This is a genomic window from Priestia sp. SB1 (genome assembly GCF_038898415.1).
Genome location: NZ_JBBJSS010000002.1, coordinates 598,933 through 615,480, shown reverse-complemented (window position 1 = coordinate 615,480; position 16,548 = coordinate 598,933). Strand labels below are relative to the sequence as shown.

21 protein-coding genes are annotated in these 16,548 nt (G+C 32.3%); 15 read left to right on the top strand and 6 right to left on the bottom strand.

The annotated features are described in order from the left end of the window. Positions 1-31 precede the first annotated feature (31 nt). The 5 genes from WKH56_RS08710 to WKH56_RS08690 all read left to right on the top strand — a co-directional run bounded on the left by WKH56_RS08710 (position 32) and on the right by WKH56_RS08690 (position 5,037). Entirely contained in the window at positions 32-1,324 is a 1,293-nt protein-coding gene (locus tag WKH56_RS08710) for a hypothetical protein (protein ID WP_342835310.1), read from the top strand. A gap of 727 nt (positions 1,325-2,051) precedes the next feature. Further along, positions 2,052-2,207, top strand: a complete 156-nt coding sequence (locus WKH56_RS08705; protein ID WP_342835309.1) for a hypothetical protein — start codon at positions 2,052-2,054, stop codon at positions 2,205-2,207. 168 nt (positions 2,208-2,375) lie between these two features. Beyond that, positions 2,376-2,639 (top strand): hypothetical protein, encoded by a 264-nt coding sequence (locus WKH56_RS08700; RefSeq protein WP_342835308.1) that lies wholly within the window; start codon positions 2,376-2,378, stop codon positions 2,637-2,639. Between the two features lie 854 nt (positions 2,640-3,493). Further along, on the top strand, positions 3,494-4,006 hold the full coding sequence (locus WKH56_RS08695; protein ID WP_316911207.1) for a sigma-70 family RNA polymerase sigma factor: 513 nt from the start codon (positions 3,494-3,496) through the stop codon (positions 4,004-4,006). Then, positions 4,003-5,037: a DUF4030 domain-containing protein gene (locus WKH56_RS08690; protein ID WP_342835307.1), complete on the top strand. Its 1,035-nt coding sequence runs from the start codon at positions 4,003-4,005 to the stop codon at positions 5,035-5,037. The genes WKH56_RS08695 and WKH56_RS08690 overlap by 4 nt, the downstream gene beginning before the upstream one ends. A 51-nt stretch (positions 5,038-5,088) precedes the next feature. Here WKH56_RS08690 and WKH56_RS08685 read toward each other — a convergent pair whose 3' ends face one another. Then, on the bottom strand, positions 5,089-5,691 hold the full coding sequence (locus tag WKH56_RS08685) for a hypothetical protein (RefSeq protein ID WP_316911209.1): 603 nt from the start codon (positions 5,689-5,691) through the stop codon (positions 5,089-5,091). A 527-nt stretch (positions 5,692-6,218) separates the two neighbouring features. On the opposite strand from WKH56_RS08685, the gene WKH56_RS08680 reads away from it, so the two are divergent. Continuing rightward, positions 6,219-6,623 (top strand): GyrI-like domain-containing protein, encoded by a 405-nt coding sequence (locus tag WKH56_RS08680; protein WP_342835306.1) that lies wholly within the window; start codon positions 6,219-6,221, stop codon positions 6,621-6,623. Positions 6,624-6,730: 107 nt separating this feature from the next. On the opposite strand, the gene WKH56_RS08675 is transcribed toward WKH56_RS08680, so the two are convergent. After that, positions 6,731-7,369 carry a class I SAM-dependent methyltransferase gene (locus tag WKH56_RS08675; protein WP_342835305.1) on the bottom strand — a complete coding sequence of 213 codons (639 nt, stop codon included), beginning with the start codon at positions 7,367-7,369 and terminating at the stop codon, positions 6,731-6,733. Between the two features lie 234 nt (positions 7,370-7,603). On the opposite strand from WKH56_RS08675, the gene WKH56_RS08670 reads away from it, so the two are divergent. Next, on the top strand, positions 7,604-8,227 hold the full coding sequence (locus WKH56_RS08670) for a stage II sporulation protein M (RefSeq protein ID WP_342835304.1): 624 nt from the start codon (positions 7,604-7,606) through the stop codon (positions 8,225-8,227). 225 nt (positions 8,228-8,452) lie between these two features. Here WKH56_RS08670 and WKH56_RS08665 read toward each other — a convergent pair whose 3' ends face one another. Beyond that, positions 8,453-8,833 (bottom strand): hypothetical protein, encoded by a 381-nt coding sequence (locus WKH56_RS08665; RefSeq protein ID WP_342835303.1) that lies wholly within the window; start codon positions 8,831-8,833, stop codon positions 8,453-8,455. A gap of 245 nt (positions 8,834-9,078) precedes the next feature. Here WKH56_RS08665 and WKH56_RS08660 point away from each other — a divergent pair, with 245 nt between their 5' ends. The 3 genes from WKH56_RS08660 to WKH56_RS08650 all read left to right on the top strand — a co-directional run bounded on the left by WKH56_RS08660 (position 9,079) and on the right by WKH56_RS08650 (position 11,479). Next, positions 9,079-9,780: a hypothetical protein gene (locus WKH56_RS08660; RefSeq protein ID WP_342835302.1), complete on the top strand. Its 702-nt coding sequence runs from the start codon at positions 9,079-9,081 to the stop codon at positions 9,778-9,780. Positions 9,781-9,955: 175 nt separating this feature from the next. Further along, positions 9,956-10,906 (top strand): hypothetical protein, encoded by a 951-nt coding sequence (locus tag WKH56_RS08655; protein WP_342835301.1) that lies wholly within the window; start codon positions 9,956-9,958, stop codon positions 10,904-10,906. Positions 10,907-11,113: 207 nt separating this feature from the next. Further along, positions 11,114-11,479, top strand: a complete 366-nt coding sequence (locus WKH56_RS08650; RefSeq protein WP_342835299.1) for a hypothetical protein — start codon at positions 11,114-11,116, stop codon at positions 11,477-11,479. 72 nt (positions 11,480-11,551) lie between these two features. On the opposite strand, the gene WKH56_RS08645 is transcribed toward WKH56_RS08650, so the two are convergent. Together WKH56_RS08645 and WKH56_RS08640 are read right to left on the bottom strand one after the other, a co-directional pair. After that, positions 11,552-11,995, bottom strand: a complete 444-nt coding sequence (locus tag WKH56_RS08645; RefSeq protein WP_316911217.1) for a hypothetical protein — start codon at positions 11,993-11,995, stop codon at positions 11,552-11,554. Positions 11,996-12,267: 272 nt separating this feature from the next. Next, on the bottom strand, positions 12,268-13,011 hold the full coding sequence (locus tag WKH56_RS08640) for an alpha/beta fold hydrolase (protein ID WP_342835298.1): 744 nt from the start codon (positions 13,009-13,011) through the stop codon (positions 12,268-12,270). 118 nt (positions 13,012-13,129) lie between these two features. Here WKH56_RS08640 and WKH56_RS08635 point away from each other — a divergent pair, with 118 nt between their 5' ends. Genes WKH56_RS08635 through WKH56_RS08615 form a run of 5 tightly spaced genes read left to right on the top strand, consistent with a single transcriptional unit; the run spans position 13,130 to position 15,964 of the window. Continuing rightward, positions 13,130-13,624: a DinB family protein gene (locus WKH56_RS08635; protein WP_342835597.1), complete on the top strand. Its 495-nt coding sequence runs from the start codon at positions 13,130-13,132 to the stop codon at positions 13,622-13,624. Between the two features lie 26 nt (positions 13,625-13,650). Then, positions 13,651-14,121 carry a hypothetical protein gene (locus tag WKH56_RS08630; RefSeq protein WP_342835296.1) on the top strand — a complete coding sequence of 157 codons (471 nt, stop codon included), beginning with the start codon at positions 13,651-13,653 and terminating at the stop codon, positions 14,119-14,121. 43 nt (positions 14,122-14,164) lie between these two features. Then, positions 14,165-14,800: a hypothetical protein gene (locus WKH56_RS08625; RefSeq protein WP_342835295.1), complete on the top strand. Its 636-nt coding sequence runs from the start codon at positions 14,165-14,167 to the stop codon at positions 14,798-14,800. Positions 14,801-14,846: 46 nt separating this feature from the next. Then, complete coding sequence (locus WKH56_RS08620; protein WP_342835294.1) at positions 14,847-15,263, top strand: hypothetical protein; 417 nt, start codon at positions 14,847-14,849, stop codon at positions 15,261-15,263. 17 nt (positions 15,264-15,280) lie between these two features. Continuing rightward, positions 15,281-15,964: a DUF7003 family protein gene (locus WKH56_RS08615; protein WP_342835293.1), complete on the top strand. Its 684-nt coding sequence runs from the start codon at positions 15,281-15,283 to the stop codon at positions 15,962-15,964. A 65-nt stretch (positions 15,965-16,029) separates the two neighbouring features. Here the strand turns inward: WKH56_RS08615 and WKH56_RS08610 are convergent, their stop codons facing one another. Further along, complete coding sequence (locus WKH56_RS08610; protein WP_342835291.1) at positions 16,030-16,524, bottom strand: hypothetical protein; 495 nt, start codon at positions 16,522-16,524, stop codon at positions 16,030-16,032. Positions 16,525-16,548: the final 24 nt, after the last annotated feature.

Sequence of the window (16,548 nt, the reverse complement as noted above, 5' to 3'; positions counted from 1 at the left end):
AATAATTAACTTTGTATAAGGGGGAACAGTTATGCAAGAAATAAAAAAACACTTACACGTTAATAAGGAGTTTCTTATTAAACACTATGTTGACGATAATCTATCTGTAAGGGCGGTAGCGAAATTAGCTAAATGTTCGCACAGCATCATTTTAAGGAGGCTACACCTATTTCAAATTGAAATAAAAAATTCAAAAGGGAGCAACATTCCTCACGTTACTAAAGAATTTTTAGTTGAACACTACATAAAACAAGATTTAACTATAAAGGGAGTTGCTAAAGCTGCTAATTGCAGCACAGACGCCATTGTAAGATACCTTTTAAAGTTCGGTATTGAAAAAGAAGAAACAACCGATTTTAAAGAATTCCCAAATGTTAATGAAGAGTTTCTTATAGAACACTATACTAACCAACGGCTTTCAATAAGAGATATAGCTGATATAGCCGAGTGCAGTAGCACATTAATTGGAAAGCGTTTAAAGCACTATGAGATAGAGACAAGAACTTCAATGCAAGACTATACCCTAGAAGAAAGAAAGGAAAAGTACGGAAGAAGGGGAGAACAACACGGTCTCTGGAAGGGTGGCGTAGCGCCTATTAGGAATGCTATTAGAAATCGTTTGGCAGCCGTTTCTGAAAAAAGAATGAGGCTAGATAATTACACCTGTCAAAATTGCGGAGTTCGAGCAGGCACAAAACACGTTCATCATAAAAGAGCCTTTGCAGAAATAATTGAAGAAATTAGAAGCGAGCATCCTGAGCTAAACATTCAAATAGAAGAAGATAAGGAAAAATTTATAGAAATATGCGTAGCGGATAGTAGACTTAATGATATAGAAAATTTAATAACGCTATGTGAGCAATGCCATCTTAATTTACATACTAATAGCCCTGTGGAAGTAATTAACTATGATATTCTTGAAAAGCAGTGGCGAGAATATGTTAATGAAAATCATTTTAAAATGAGTATTTCCGAAATGACAGAAGAAATAGAAGAAATTTCAGGATCTCGAATAAGAAGCTATCGATTAATAGCATATATGCAAGCGGAAAACCTCCAATTCTCATATGAAAATAAGGCGTGGCTAGAAAAGGCTTTAGAGAAAAAGACTTGCTCTTATATTGCAAGGGAGTTCAATAGCTATAAATTTAGGACATACGCTTCACAAATACGAGAGAAAGCCTTTGAATTTGGGTTAATTGACTACGACACGCATTTTAATGACAATAAAAATATAAAACAAACCCCTGATAAAAACGAAGTTCTAGAAACTTCTGTTGAAAGCGAATATGAAACCACCCAGCTATCTCTAGATTTATTTTAAAAATACGTCATATACAAAACAAATAGCCCTTGCTACTAGCACAATAGCAGGGGCTGGTTGTTATATATGTGACAAAAGGCTAGTAAATCTTTCAAAGTTTTGATATTATTATTAAGTCAACTGTATGACTAATCCTTACTTTTTAGTGGATATCTAGTCATACATACCCATATTATAGAAAAAGCAAAAATATGCTGTCAAAAAAGGCTGTTTCCTTCCTGGGGAGCAGCCTTCAGCATTTTAGAGCAACTTTATTTCATAAAAAATAAAAACCCCTTATAACACTACTCAATGGAAAATAGAAAATTCCACTGCATAAGCCCATACATTGGGATGTGACAGATCTTTAAAACAATTCCAACCAGCAAAACAAAAAACAATAAAAATAAAGCTTGAGGCAAGGTTATTTTATCTAACATCTTTTCTCCTTTTCTTACTATAGGGTGTACAAAGCTACAGTTCACCATAATATATTTCAAGAAGAAATTATTTAGCCTTTAACAAAATGATAAAGGATCTGTATAAGCAATGATTTAAAAAAGTATTAATGTTTAAATAAACAAGTTTTTAAAATTGTGTTTAATATGGAATATATTACAGATGGGCAAGCATTATAAGCAATTGTTAGTATGGAAACATTGACTTCCTTTTTACTGTATTCGTACTAAATAATGAAGAACATTAAGGTCAATACTTCTCTAAATATGTTTAAAAAAGAGGGTATAATTTGAAAAAAATATTTAAAATATTAAACCTGAAAGTGCAAAATGAAGCTAAACTTGAAGCCGCTAAAGGTTTAATAGGATATGTCGAAGACGAACTTATATTATTAAGCACCCGCATAACTGAAATTGAACTTAATGATCTAAGAAAGACCAAGTAGCAACCATTCTCTCGTTTGAAAAGCGGCGGTATTTTATTGCCGCTCTTTTCTATGAGTTCCTTTAAATTTTATAGGACCCTTTTGTGAGATTATGCACATCAAATATGGTGAATTATGATATTATTGTTATAAATAACCATTATGGCGATTACAGGAGGTTCTACTCATATGAACAAGTTTGGTCTTTTATCTATAGCAATGGTTTTAGTAAATGTTATTTATTTTTTTGCAACCAGAGGACCCAATGTAAATTTGACAACAACAATCTACATATTAGGATTCCTTTCGCTATTAGGTATCATATTTGCGTTAATTTCTAAAAGATGGACTTATGGAGTATTGGGCGTTTTAACTAACGGATTAATTCTAGTGTTTACATTTTTCTTGATAATTGGCAATGGTATAGCAGGAATAAGTATTGTTCATTTTTAAGAGACACTATTAAAAGTAGTTGTACTTAATAACGCTTTTATTAAATTTCGTGTGCTGAAAACCTATAAAGAAAGCAACTATAATTATTAGGATGTTTTTACAAAATGGAAAAATGAAGGCGGTGTTTATACTGAGTGATAAATTTAAGTCTTTATTTATTATATATCCTACGGTCTGGATAATAGTTTCTACGATATGGAACCTTTTAAAAAATAATTATAGGCAATTAATAGCTCATTACGTTATTATTTTAGTTTATTTAATTGCAGTAGGACTTGTTTACTTTGTTGATAAAAAAATTCAAGAGAAAAGAAAAAGAACTAAAGAGGGGTAAAAGTGGAATTTTTCATTGAGATAGGTCTAACCATCTTTGTATTAGAAATGCTCATTTCTTATTTTATAAAAAAACAATTTCCGACAAAACCGTATAACCTAATTGTTAATTTGCTATTTTCAGCTTTGAGCTTGTTAGCTGTAATGTTTTGTTTGCTTTTTGTAAGAGGTTTTGCAATCTTAACAAGCATAGCGTGGATCAGTACTTTTTTTCTAGCTACCATCTTTACTTTAATATTGAGTATTATAATTGAGATGCTTTCTAAAAAAGAAAATGTGTAAGAGGAGTCATTACATTAAGTTGTAGGCTCTTTTTTGTGGTTTTATTTTATAAGCAATGGTTTGCTGTGAAATTCTACACTGGCTACTTAATCTCTCTTGTACATACCTTTTTATTTCTTGTTAAAATAAACATACAAACATCTTTTTAACATTTTTTCAAAAATACATAAAAAAATTAAATTTATTGAAACGTTTTTAACCGTTGGATTGTCTAATGTATATATGAACGGAGGGAGAAAATGTCTTTTTACAGAAAAGCAAAAAAACAGAGGGATGAGAAAGCATTTGAAGAGTTACTTGAGAAAGAAAAGCAACAATTATACCGCATCGCTTTCTTATACGTAAAAAACGAGACGGATGCCCTAGATATTGTTCAGGATGCTGTCTACAAGGCTTTTATAAATAGGGATACTTTGGTTAAGGAAGAGTACTTTTCAACGTGGATTACGCGAATACTGATAAATACAGCTCTTAATTTTTTGAAAAACAAGAAAAAAATTGTTTTATCAAACGAAATAGACAGACTAAACAATGCTGAAAATGACAGGATGGACGACAGAATTGATGTGTTAGAAGCAGTAAAACGGTTAGAAGAACCTTACAAAACAACAATCATACTTCGTTTTTATAAAGATTTTACTATTAAGCAAATTGGTGAAACGCTTGAATGCCCAGAAGGTACAGTCAAAACCCATATACACAGAGCAATGCAAAAACTGAAGCTCGACTTAGGGAAGGAGTATGCGAAATGAAACAAGATACACCTAGCGTTTTAAAAAATGAAATCGATAAAATAGAAGTTCCTCAAGGTAAATTAGATACAGCAATACAAGAGGCTATAAACAAAGGAAAAAAACAAAAAATAAAAACTCCAAAGAATAGATTAGCTATTTATGTATCTGCAGCAGCAATCTTATTTTTCTCAATTTTTATTGGTTCAGCTTTTGTTTTTGCTCCGATAGGGAGTATGGCTTCTAAAATTCCTTATCTAGGCGCTGTCTTCCAATCAAGTGATCTAACCGGTGTAGTTATGAACGATCTTGATAAAAAGGGATACAAAATTAATAGTGTATCTGCAACTTATCTTCCATCAAAAGAAATGGAAATTAACATTATGGGAAACGACCAATACTTCAATGCTGTTAAAGCGGATGTAAAAGATGAGGTACAACAAATATTACAAGCAAAAGGTTACGACAGCTATAGCATTAAACTGACAAAATATAAGGAGCTGAAAAACCCAGGATTAACTGAGCAACAACAAAAAGATAAAAAAGTGATAGCAGAAGCAGTTTCAAAAGAAATGGCCCAGAAAAAATATAATTTCAACACAATAGAAGTTGATCCATTTGGGAAAGAAGTTTTTGTTGATTTAAAAGGTGATATTTCCTACTATGATGACCACAAAGATTTAGCAAACACGGCAGTTAAAGAAGCTTTAAGTAAGGTAGACCACAGCGAATATAAAGTACACATTACTAACTCTACGCCAATAATTATAAAAAAACAAAACGATGTCGGTGGCGATATTACATCTAAAATTGGAGAGGGTCTTCTTTCCAAAAAAGAATACAAAGTTACAGAAGTAGGTTATGTTGAAGATCCGCTAACATTTAATATCAAAACGTCTGTTAGTGCTTCAGATTCTTCATCCAAGGCTCTAGCACAAAGCATAGCAAAAGAAGTAAACCAATTAATAGAATTAAAAAATGTAAAAGAAAAACTAAACGGAAAATCATACAAAGTAGTAATTTACAGTAAAAACGGCGAGAAATTGAATTAGGTTGCAGAAAAGCCTTTAAGGTAATCCTTAAAGGCTTTTTGCTATTAATAATTAATCCCACCAAGTTGTAGTTACACTAGCAGATGAAGTTCCAACTTTTGTTAAATACAGTTCTGCTTTTTTGTTAGCTCCATCAACATCACCACTTACAGGAAACTCTAGTATGTAAGTTCCTGGGCCATTGTTTAGTGTAAACTTAGAAACTAGATCATCGCCTACACCACCGTCATCTTCTTTTAGGTAAAATAGCCAATTAAAGCCTGGTCCAAGATCCGGTCGCACTATTTTAATCTTTATTCTTCCACCACCAGAGTAAAAAGTTTTTGATCTCTGTTTAAAGGTAGAAGTACCTAACTTTTGCCAACCAGATGCCATTGTAGTATATCCTCCGGCATCTGGATTAATGCTATCAGATACCTTTGTAATTATAGGTGTAACCATAATGTTGTCGCCATCTTGTTCGTTTTCTACTTGAAGTGCAGGGTTGCTAGTTCCTTCTTTCGTGCCATATTTTTTGCCTAGCGGATCATAATTAGTACTTACTTGTTTTTCCGTAGATGTTGAGACTGTTGCAGCACTTGCTTGTGCGCCAAAACTAATTGTAGAAAATCCAAGAATGACTGTTGCTCCAACTGTTAGTGCGAGTTTCTTCATAAATTCCCCTCTTTTTATCTATTAATTTAGTTTTCTGAAACTACCACTATTATACATAAATGGAATAAACAAAGTAAGACCGAAATTACTGTTTATGGATAAAAAAGGAGAAAATAACCTATTAAATTACAATAATATGCATTGCCAGTAGACACATTTTGCTATTTTGTTCGCGTAAAGTCTACCTTTTATTCCTAACGGAATAATGTAGTTATTTAACTTCTATCTGCCATAAGCAGTAAACAGGTAAAACAAATTTTTTTATCCTTACTATTTAGGTTTTTATAACAAACAGTTATATATATTCATCTGGATACAGCACAATTCGTAAGGTAATATAAAGTAAATACAGTAATTTTATGCAAGAATAATTAGGGAGGGAATCTTTTTATGTTTTCTAACAACAAAGAAAATCTAATAAAGTCACTCATTAATAATCGTTTTCTTACTGAGATTTCAGTAATGTTACAAGGTATTCTTGCTTTAATCTACGTACTTGTAAAATGATTTAGAAAGGATGGAAGCACTTGAAATTAAAGATTCTTAAAAGCATTCGCACTAATAATTTTAACGACATTTATTTAGAGGACAAAATACAAAGAATATGGAGAGAAGCCTCCATTCATTTTCCGAAAGATAAGGTTGCTACATATGGTGTATATCACAAATATAGCAGTAATTACAAAGGGGATTACACCTTAAGTATAGCTATTGCAGATGATAGCAACAATAGCGAGACCACTTTAAATATACCGGATGACATAAATTATGAACAATTTCAAGTTGACCTTAAAGATGAACTGGGGGTTATAAATACCTGGAAGAAGATATGGAAGCTTGAAGAATCAGGAGAGCTAAAGAGGACTTACACATATGATTTTGAAAAATACGACCCAAATGGAAAGATCGAAATATTTATCGCTATAGCATAATGTTTTATGTAATCTTAATTTGTCAGTAACTTATAAAGTTTTCTATTTAGATTAAAAAGGACATAGTACGCTGTTTTTTAGATACTATGTCCAAATTCCATATTTAATTACTTCCTCAGTTTACCCATATAAACTAAGCCATTAGAGCGGTTATTATTCATTGTTACATATTCCACAGTTTGATATTCTAAGTGTTCAAAGTCATTTACCCACTCATAAGTGCGTTCTGTATTATGGTGGCGCAGAATAGCTCCATCCGGCAATTCAAATACACCATATGTATTATATTTGCTATAAAATTTTTCATAACGATTTTTATTGCGTTCATCGCTATTTAACAGAAAATCATTAACATAAATAATCCCATTAGGCTTTAAAACCCTTTTTAATTCATTTAAAATTTTGTTTTGCTCTTCATCGCTGTGTATACAAGTTAGTACCGCAAACAAGAGAACAGAATCGAAATAGTTAGTAGGATAGGGAAGTTTACCACTAGTAACGACTTGGTAATTAATTTCATCGCTATTTAATATTGCTCTTTTTATCATCTCTTTAGAAAAATCTACACCGTGAAGATTCTTATAGCCATTATTTTTTAATTCAACTAGGCTTCTGCCATACCCACATCCGTAATCCAAAATAACAGCATTTTGACTCACGTATTTAGAAAATAAATCGTGACGAAAAGGAGTTGTAAAATTCTTATCATTTGCTACTTCATCCCAATATTCTCTCTGCTTAATCAACTATCCTACATCTCCAATCAATATAAAATTTCTCCTATTATAATCCTAGTTAAATGTAGAATAAAGTCTTTACAATATTAGAAAAAAATGCTAATAATTAGTTTTGGAAACTTTTCTATTCTTTTTATTATTGCAATTACAAAAGAAGTAGCCAGTAAGGTTATATATAACAATAACTTAAGATTGTTAATAGCAATATAGGAGAGTAGGAGACAATTTTAAGGGGGAACATCTTTGGATTATTTAACTCAATTCTTTTCAAAAGAACATTTAAGCAATGTAGGAAAGACACTTTGGAAATGGTGGGTAGCCTCTTTTGCCATTATTGTTGTAGCTTATCTCATTACTTACCTTGTAGATCCTGATGTTAAGAAAACTATGAATGGTATACGTAATGCACTTTCTGGAACAGGTGGAAAGGAAAGCTACTGGGAAGGGACTTTCACAATCTTTAAAAACAATTGGGGAGTATGCCTTCAAGTATTAATTTTGTCCTTTATACCAATTCCATTTTTGTACACGTATTCGTTAATCTTAACTAATGCACTTATAGGAGTCGTGGTATATTTATCTCAAAAAGCAGGACTTGGTCTAATTCATACAATTTTAGCGGGTTTACTACCACACGCTGTACTTGAAATTTCAACGTTTATTCTGGCTATTTACTATGGCAGAAAGATTAATAAAATTATTATAGGAAAAATAACAAACAAGTTGCGCTCTAAAAACAAAGATGTACCGCAGCTATGGAAACAAGTGAAAGAAACCTTAATAATATTTGTCTGTGTAATTACCCCAGCTATATTCTTAGCGGCATTTATTGAAGGATATTTAAGTCGTTTTTTATTGAATTATTGATTTTAAAACAACAAATATAAGTAAAGTACATAAACTTAATGCTCCTGCTACATTAAAAGTTTATACATAACTTTAAAACGAAAAATAACCTCCATACAACAAAAGAGGGCATTAAAACTCTTAACGTAGAGAAAAAACCGATTAATTAAAATCGGTTTTTTTACTATGTATCCTTGGTTAATTACTAAGCATTATTCTTATGTAAAACTGCCTTCTTTAGCATAATTAATTATTGTTACTAGCAATTCGATCTGAAAACAACGCGAATTTCCCATCTGAATGTTCGCGCACTCTCTCAGCAAATAAAATTAGCTTCTCTTGTTCAGTTAGTGTGTTTTTCTCACCTGAAATAGTTCCGTAAGTATAAATGTAGGGTCCAACTAATTTAAATATACTTACTCGTGGAATGAGTTTGTGCTCATATAATACATTTGATAAAAACTCACATTCTTCTAGCACTGCTTTATTAAAAGCTGAATTACTTTCTTCTTGGTTATCTGCAGAGTTAAATTGACTTTTATTCTTTTTGAGTAAGCTCTCTCTTTTTATTGTGATTTGATGTGTAAATTCCTCAGTGATAATTCGTTTTAAATCCTCTGTTCTCATTATTAAATATCTCCTTATTAAGTGTAATTCTAGATGTTATGTTAACCGCAAAATACGGAACGGCCGTTCCTATTATATATGTTAAATGTTACTTTTGACATAATTAATTTCCAAAATAGGTGAAGTATGCAAAATTTGAGTTAGATTATTTCCTAAATACTATTTGATCTTTTTTATCCATATTCTCATTTTCTTAGTAGACTATTAAAGATTTAAAGCACACCAAAAGGAAAGAGGATTATAAAATGACAACTATTAATTTATGCGAAAAAACCTTAAGGAATAAAGAAACGTACACTCTTAAAATTGTACCTACAAGCAAAAAAGAAATTGAATCTAATGAAATTTCGGCAGTTAAATTTAGTATAAGCAGAGCTTTATTAAGTGAGCTTGAAGAATCAGGTTACTCACGTATACTTTTTACATACGATATAGTATTTCATCGTTTAATTTTAACCTTTACTGACAATGCTGAGGCATTATCCTATGTAAAAACTACTCAAGACGGTAAAAAAGAATACACGACTCAAGCGTTTGCTGCCAAGGTTTTTGCTAAGCTAGTCGATCTTGCAGGTGTCAAAGCAAGAGATAAATTCTCCTTTGAAAAGGAAGGAGACAGATTTGTTTACAAATTCGAACAGGAAAAAAGGAAACAGCCTCAAGAGGATCTGTTTAACGTTGATGAAAATCAACTCCCTGAGTCCGAATTAGATAACAGAGGTAGTGAAATTAACTTATTGCCGAAGATCTTTAAAACATACGGTGTTCATTTTAACAAGAACGGAAAAAGCAAAGTCATTAAAGTTAAAATAGAACATAATAAATACACTCCTGAGTTTGAAAAGAAAATGGTATCTGACTATGTATTAAACCAATACAAAGTTAGCTGCGACTTTTCAATTATTGATATGGGGGTAGAGCAACTTGAAGAAGTAATTCTAGATTAAAGCACTATAATTTTTAGAGTAGAGTAATAACCGGCCTTATAACTGTAAGTGCTGGTTATTTTATTGTCTTCTTTTTAAAAGGTGACTAAATTTAAAAATTCCTCTTTTTAATAAATCTCCTTGTATAATATGAAAAATTTAGGTGGATTAACCTAATACAAAGGAGATTTTCTAAATGACGATGAACACACACTCAGCTTTAGATACAATGGATCAACTAGGATTCTTTACAGATAGCTTAGAAGTTAATTCTAATTATTTGAATCAACCAATAAAATACAATAAATTAAGCGAATTAACTCGTGGAGACCTTATTAAGGTTACTCTAAGGAATGGTTACACTTCCGAAGGTATCTACGCTTTTTATGGCGACAGAGTATCTGCAAGGGAAACTACATATTTTTTCGAAAAAAAAGTTAGTCACTATGGGGGAAGACCAAAGGTAATTGAAGGAAGATGTTATGCCGAGTTTTCAGAGGGAGATCAGGTTCAAATTCTAAGCAAGAATTACGCTCCAGATTATCAGCTCCCTAATAAAAGCGCTGTCTACCCAAAGCTTGTAGAAGAGCTTAAAAGTGTTCCCTTAAATAAGAGAATAGAAACATATAGATTGTTTTGTCAGTCGTATCCACAGTATGAAGTAACTTGGCATCGCTTATTAAATGATGTATGGGACTACGCAATTGCCGAAGTAACTACTCCTGAAGAGGTTGAAGAGATGATTATGACTGAAAAGAAAGAGCACGGAAGATATTACGAACCATTTGTAAAACCTTTCTTAGATTACGTTTTTGAGAACATTGAACCTTCCCAAAGGTTTGAATACATTAAAGGATGTGCCTGGTCAAAGGTTTGGTATCATCGTGGATTGAAGAAAAAGCATAGAAGTTTGAACACCTTTACAACAAATATGATGTCAGATGGAGTATATGCTAAGCTACTAGCAGTTACTAATGATAAAAAAGTTTTCAATAAACTCTTTGATGTTTGGGGAGTACAAAGTCGTGGCGTAAGTGAAGAAGACTTATTGAAAAAGTATTATTTAGTAGAATCAGCTGAAGAAAATAGCGGTCTGTGGTTAGATAAATCACTTTCTATTGATATGAAGCAAATTAAATATAAATAATAATAAAAATCTAAAACAATCTCTAAATAAATAGGGGTTGTTTTTTTACTTACTTATATGGTGTTAAGATTCATTCGTAAAGATTTATATAGAATTTTACAGTAAAATATACTTACCAAAAAAACCAATTAAAATACGGTTAATTAAATGTTAGATCATTAAGGAGGAGTTAAAATAACTATGAGCAAAGAGGAGAAATTTAAAGAATTGGATGCTATTTTTGCTGATAAAAAAACATTAGCCGCATACGAAGAGGTAAACGATATAAGAAGGGATAGAATGGCCACTTTTGAATATGCTCTAAAAGAAGAATTTGGTGAAGCAATATTGTTGGACAAAGAAAAAGTGGAATTTTATAAGGGTAAATTTAGAGAAGTCAGTAGCTTTGAGCCTGACGTAGATCCCGTGCTACAAGAAAAGTTTGACCGCATTACAGCTGCTTTTGCTGATAAAGCTACATTGGCTATGTATGAAGCGGAATTAAAGGCAAAAAGAGAGTGGGATGCTACTCTTCAATATGCTATTAATGAGAGAGTGGAAAAAGAACTTAAAAAACTAGGCATTAAAAAGTAGTTAACGCTAAACTTACTGAATTTCACATTGTCAAAACAAGGTCTTGCTTTTGGCAAGACCTTTAAAACGTTCTTATTTAACGTGAAAATTACTTGTATACAAATAACCGGCAAATGTTCCATCGTAGTTAGTTTCAGGCTGAGTAACCTTGTATACAGCCATACGATAGCGATATGTGCCATTGGTTGCAATAGGATCTAGACCCAAGCCAAATTTCTCCCCTGGAAGTGCGTACCATTGACTTGTAGAACGTTTGTTTACCCATTTACCCTTTTCTAATTTTTGTAGTTGCCCAATAAGGCGAACCTCATAAGTATTACTATTAACTACTTTAATACTAATTCCATCTTTGTTTGTCCAATAAGTTTTAGTAGGGTTAACGGATACGCCATATGAAGAGGCAGCATCTGCAGTTTGCGCTTTACCACCTGGCAATGGTAAATCAGCCGCAGCTCCAAGTCCTAAACCACCAATCGCAATTGCTCCCGCTAGTGTTAATTGTGCAAATTTTTTCATTACATCTCCCCATTTCTTTTGTAATGTTAACGTAAAATTTTATAACAATAAGAATTAACTTAAGCATTATAATAGCACACATTATGGGATTATTTGGATTATATTGACGCAATTTGTATTATTCTAATTTGTTATTTCTCCTATTCTTTTTAAAGGAACGAACACTCTTACGCAATAGAAGCTACAGAATAAGAAAATATTATTGAACAATACACGAAAAACCGCTTTGTTTACAGATATAAAGGGGTTTTTAATAAATAAATTTTATTAAATTAAAAATTAATTTCTTCTAATGTATACCGAATAATACTAGTCACAACATTTGGCTGATCAATATGTATAACGTGCCCAGCGTTTTCTACTACAATTTGCTTGCTGTTCTTCGATAAATGCAACAAATCTCTTTGAAGTAGATTCCAAGCCGTATGAGAAGCTTTTGTATGGTATGTTTGCAAACCTGCACTTACAACTTTAAGGGGAGTGTCTCCCAGTGAAGAGCAATATTGCGCTTCATTAAAGCTAGTGTCAATATCATCTAAATTACCTTCAACAACAAACTGTTTAAAATAATTTTTTTTGAGTTCAGTATCAAACAAAGGAGGTAATATGATGTTTTGATCAGGGTGGCAAGAATCAAGCATTACTATAGCAGCTACTTCTTCCGGATACTCACTTGCATACAGCCTTACGTTAATCCCTCCGATTGAATGACCTACAAGCACGTATGGTGGCTTTATGTTAGCTCCTTGTAACAATGCTCGTAAGTTTTTTACAGCTTGGTTACTGTCTTTAGGTCTATCATCATTTTCACTTTTCCCTAACCCTTGTCTATCGTACATAACATACTGCGCAAATTCACCAACTGTTTCTTTGATTGGTCCCCAATATTCTGAAGAGCAACCATAACCAGACTCAAAAACCACCGTAACAGTGGATTTTGGTTGTTCTACAAATTCGTAGTAGAGATTTATACCGCCAATATCTTGCATCTTTCCAATTCCAACTGTATCTTTCATACTACAACCTCCCATATATAACCATATACATTAGTGTAAATGTGCTATTATGGATTTACAAGAAAAAAATAGAAGGTGGTGTAGAACTTTGTTAGTAGATTTAAAGTTAGATAGTGAAATGGAACAAACTGTAGCTCTGCTTTATGCGATTGTTGCTGATACATATAAACGATTAAAGGATCTTGTAAAAGGTGTAGAAATAGAGGAATTAAACTATACAGGCCCCACTGGAGATATGAATAGCATTGGACAATTACTTAAACATTTAGCTGTGGTTGACTTACATTGGGTGTATCGGTTTAGAGGTCAACCAATTCCGCTAGAGATTAAAATGAGGTTTGGTCCTCTACTTAATTCATATGGAAAGCTTCCTACGATATCAAAAAATACAACCTTTTTAGAATTAATGAGAAATTATGAAGCAGTTCAAAAGTTGTTTTATTTTGAATGTAAAAACCTATCTAATAAAGATATAAGCAAGGTTGTTGTTTACGAAAAAGGCAAAAAAGCGACAATACGTTGGGGGATTTGGCATATAGCTGATCATAGCCGTTATCATCAAGCTCACATAGCGTTACTAAGAAGGTACTATAAGCAACACTTAGAAAAATAGATATATATTCAAGGGAGAATAACAATATGTTCAACAGATTTAGAAGATTTCTTACAAAGCAAGATAAGAAAGAGAGTGATGCTTATATTACTGTAGAAGAAAATGAAATGGATAGCGAATTAAAGAATAGAATATACAAACTAGAGAATAATGCGAAGATCCTTGCGCAGGAGCTTCAACGTAAATATGTGATACAGTTTAAAGAAGAAGGAAAACCTAACTTAAAAATATGGGTTCAGCGTGATATTGATGGGGATGAGATTAAAGATATAACTTTTAATAGGTTCTTTGAAAAGGAATACCGATCTTTAGTTGCTATTAATTTTGACTATGAAGATAATGACGATATTTTTGTTACATACATACAGTTGTGGTATTACCACGGGGGATACAACAAAGGTCAAGGCACCTTGTATAACTCTTTTACTTATAATTTAAAAGGAGATATTGAAAAACTCTTAAATGACCTTCTCGCTGATAAAGAAAGTTTTAAATAGATATGGTTGCAATTAAATAACTAATAAGAAAGCAGGTTCATTAATGATAGTTGAAGTATGCTTTATGTCACCAAAAACTATTTCGGGTATGTCCAACAATGGCAATGATTTTCCTTTTGTTATAGAGGGGAGTGCCCCAAACAATGTAGTGGATTTTTTATTTGATGACGCGGATCCATTTCAGGTTGTGCCCGCGTGGATGGTTAATATAAATAGATTCCCCATTTATATATATGTTGAAATTTTTGAATTTCAAAAAGATGAATTTGAACAACTTTGCAATGCCCACAATATTGAATACGAAACACTAAATATAAAAAATAAAAGAGATGGAGCATATAAGGCAACCGTTAAAAATAATCAATCTTTCAATGCAATATTTCCTTACCTATATAGCACAGGAAGTATGAACAATGTAGCCCTATGGTCATTAGAAAAAGATGTTTTTAGTCTCGGGAAAAGAGAATTTAAAACGATTTTTGGTAAAAGAAAGTTACATACCCCTATAGTGTCATTAGAAGATAATAGCAGCGTATTTTGGGTTGGTTTTGACGGTCAACACATTACAGCAATATCAAATAGTAAGCTATTTTCATCAGCAGAACATATATCAAATCATTTTCCGTTAACAATTAGCATCTTACCCGCTGGTAATGAAGTAGGAGAAATTCATAATTAAATACTTGAATTATAAAATATTTCAAGGTAAGAAAGAGGTTTTTGGCGTGAATACAGAGATAGAAAAAATAATTATAAAATCGTTTTTTGCTAAAAGAATTCAGGATAGAGTTTTGTTTGAATTGTCTTCTACTAAGAAACGAAAAGATGCCTTAAGTCGCCTCTGCCACACATATAAGACAACCTTAAAGGAAGAGTATATGATCGCTATAGAAAAGCCAAACTCAGACCCTGTAGAAATAGCGGCGTTACTTAAAAAGAATGGTGCTGGAAACACCTGTTACGTGGTATCCTGGAATGAAGAAATAGACGGTAAGGAACTTCCTTTGTTGACAGCTTTAGAGAAAGCCGTTGGATATGGAATGCCCACCATTATAGCTTGTATACCGAACAAACTAGCTTATTTCGAAGCGGAACAAGAAGTTCTTCCGTCACCTAGATTTATACTACAGAGACCCTTTTGAGAGGTGTAATTAGCATAATGGAAGCTAACCTTATCCTTAAAATCTTAGATAAATATGCAGAGGATTATAATTTTCCAGTATTAGATAACTATAACTTCCATCTAGCCCAATGCAGACTTTCTGTATATAGAAGTACAGACAAATGGTTAATTGCATTTGAAATAGTTGGCGTCAATGCAAACTTGTTTATAGCTAATGACCTTTTTGTATACGGTAGTGATGCTAAACAACAAGGTATTATTATAAGCATAGATGATATTGTATCGTCTGAAAATGGAGAGGACTTATTTGATGACGATGGAGAATTTTTAGTAGATCCGCTTCACTTAAATCTTATGATTAATGGTGAGCCACTTTGTTTAAAACCGGAAGCGGATGAATATAACAATTTAGACCTATCAATTCAACCGTTTACGCCAACAAAGCTTAGTCGTTACTTGAGTTCTGTATGTAAAGAGAGGTTTTGGTTGGATAGAGAAATGCTATCAGAAGAAATTGAACTTAGTGATAAACTTAATTTATTTTATCAGACTGAGGAATGGGCACATACAGATGAAGAAAAGCCAAGCGAAAACACGTTTTTTCAAAGCCTAGCAAAAGCAATTGAATTAAATGACACATCTATAATAGTTAATAGCAATCCTAATACTCATTGGTCTAATTGGGTCTGGAGTGACTTTGAGAAACAGGAAGAGAATTAGATAATTTAAAAAGCCAAGTACATCTTTAATATGCACTTGGCTTTTAGTGTATTTATGTAAAAATTTTAGCTATTACAACTAACTCGTTTAAATCTGTTAACAATTAAATGCCTAGTTTCCGGAATGACAAACATAAAGGGAAGTTTCTTTTTCTCAATATTGTATTCCAGTTCTTTAACTACCATATCTAATGTAACATTTTTAATTCCATAACGACTCTTTAACAACTCTTCATTAGCGAAAATTGACTTCTCGTATGTGGACTGATTAGCAGATATAAAAATATCGATTGAGCTTCCAACTGTTTTAAAATCAATGTCTATTGCATTGTGTTTACTTAAAGCGTACTGTTCTTTTTCAATGAACTCTTCAATCGTGACAGGCTTTCCAGCATACTTAGCATCCAATTCTTTTGAATCTAATACTACGCCGGTCACGTAAGGTTGAAGGTAGCTTAGACACACATCAATAATATCCTCAACGTATTCTTTTCCAGCGTTTTTACTATCAAAGGTAATATGAGTTACTAATACTTTTTCATTTTCTAATTGCTTAATCATTATTAAAGCACCATCCTTAAATTT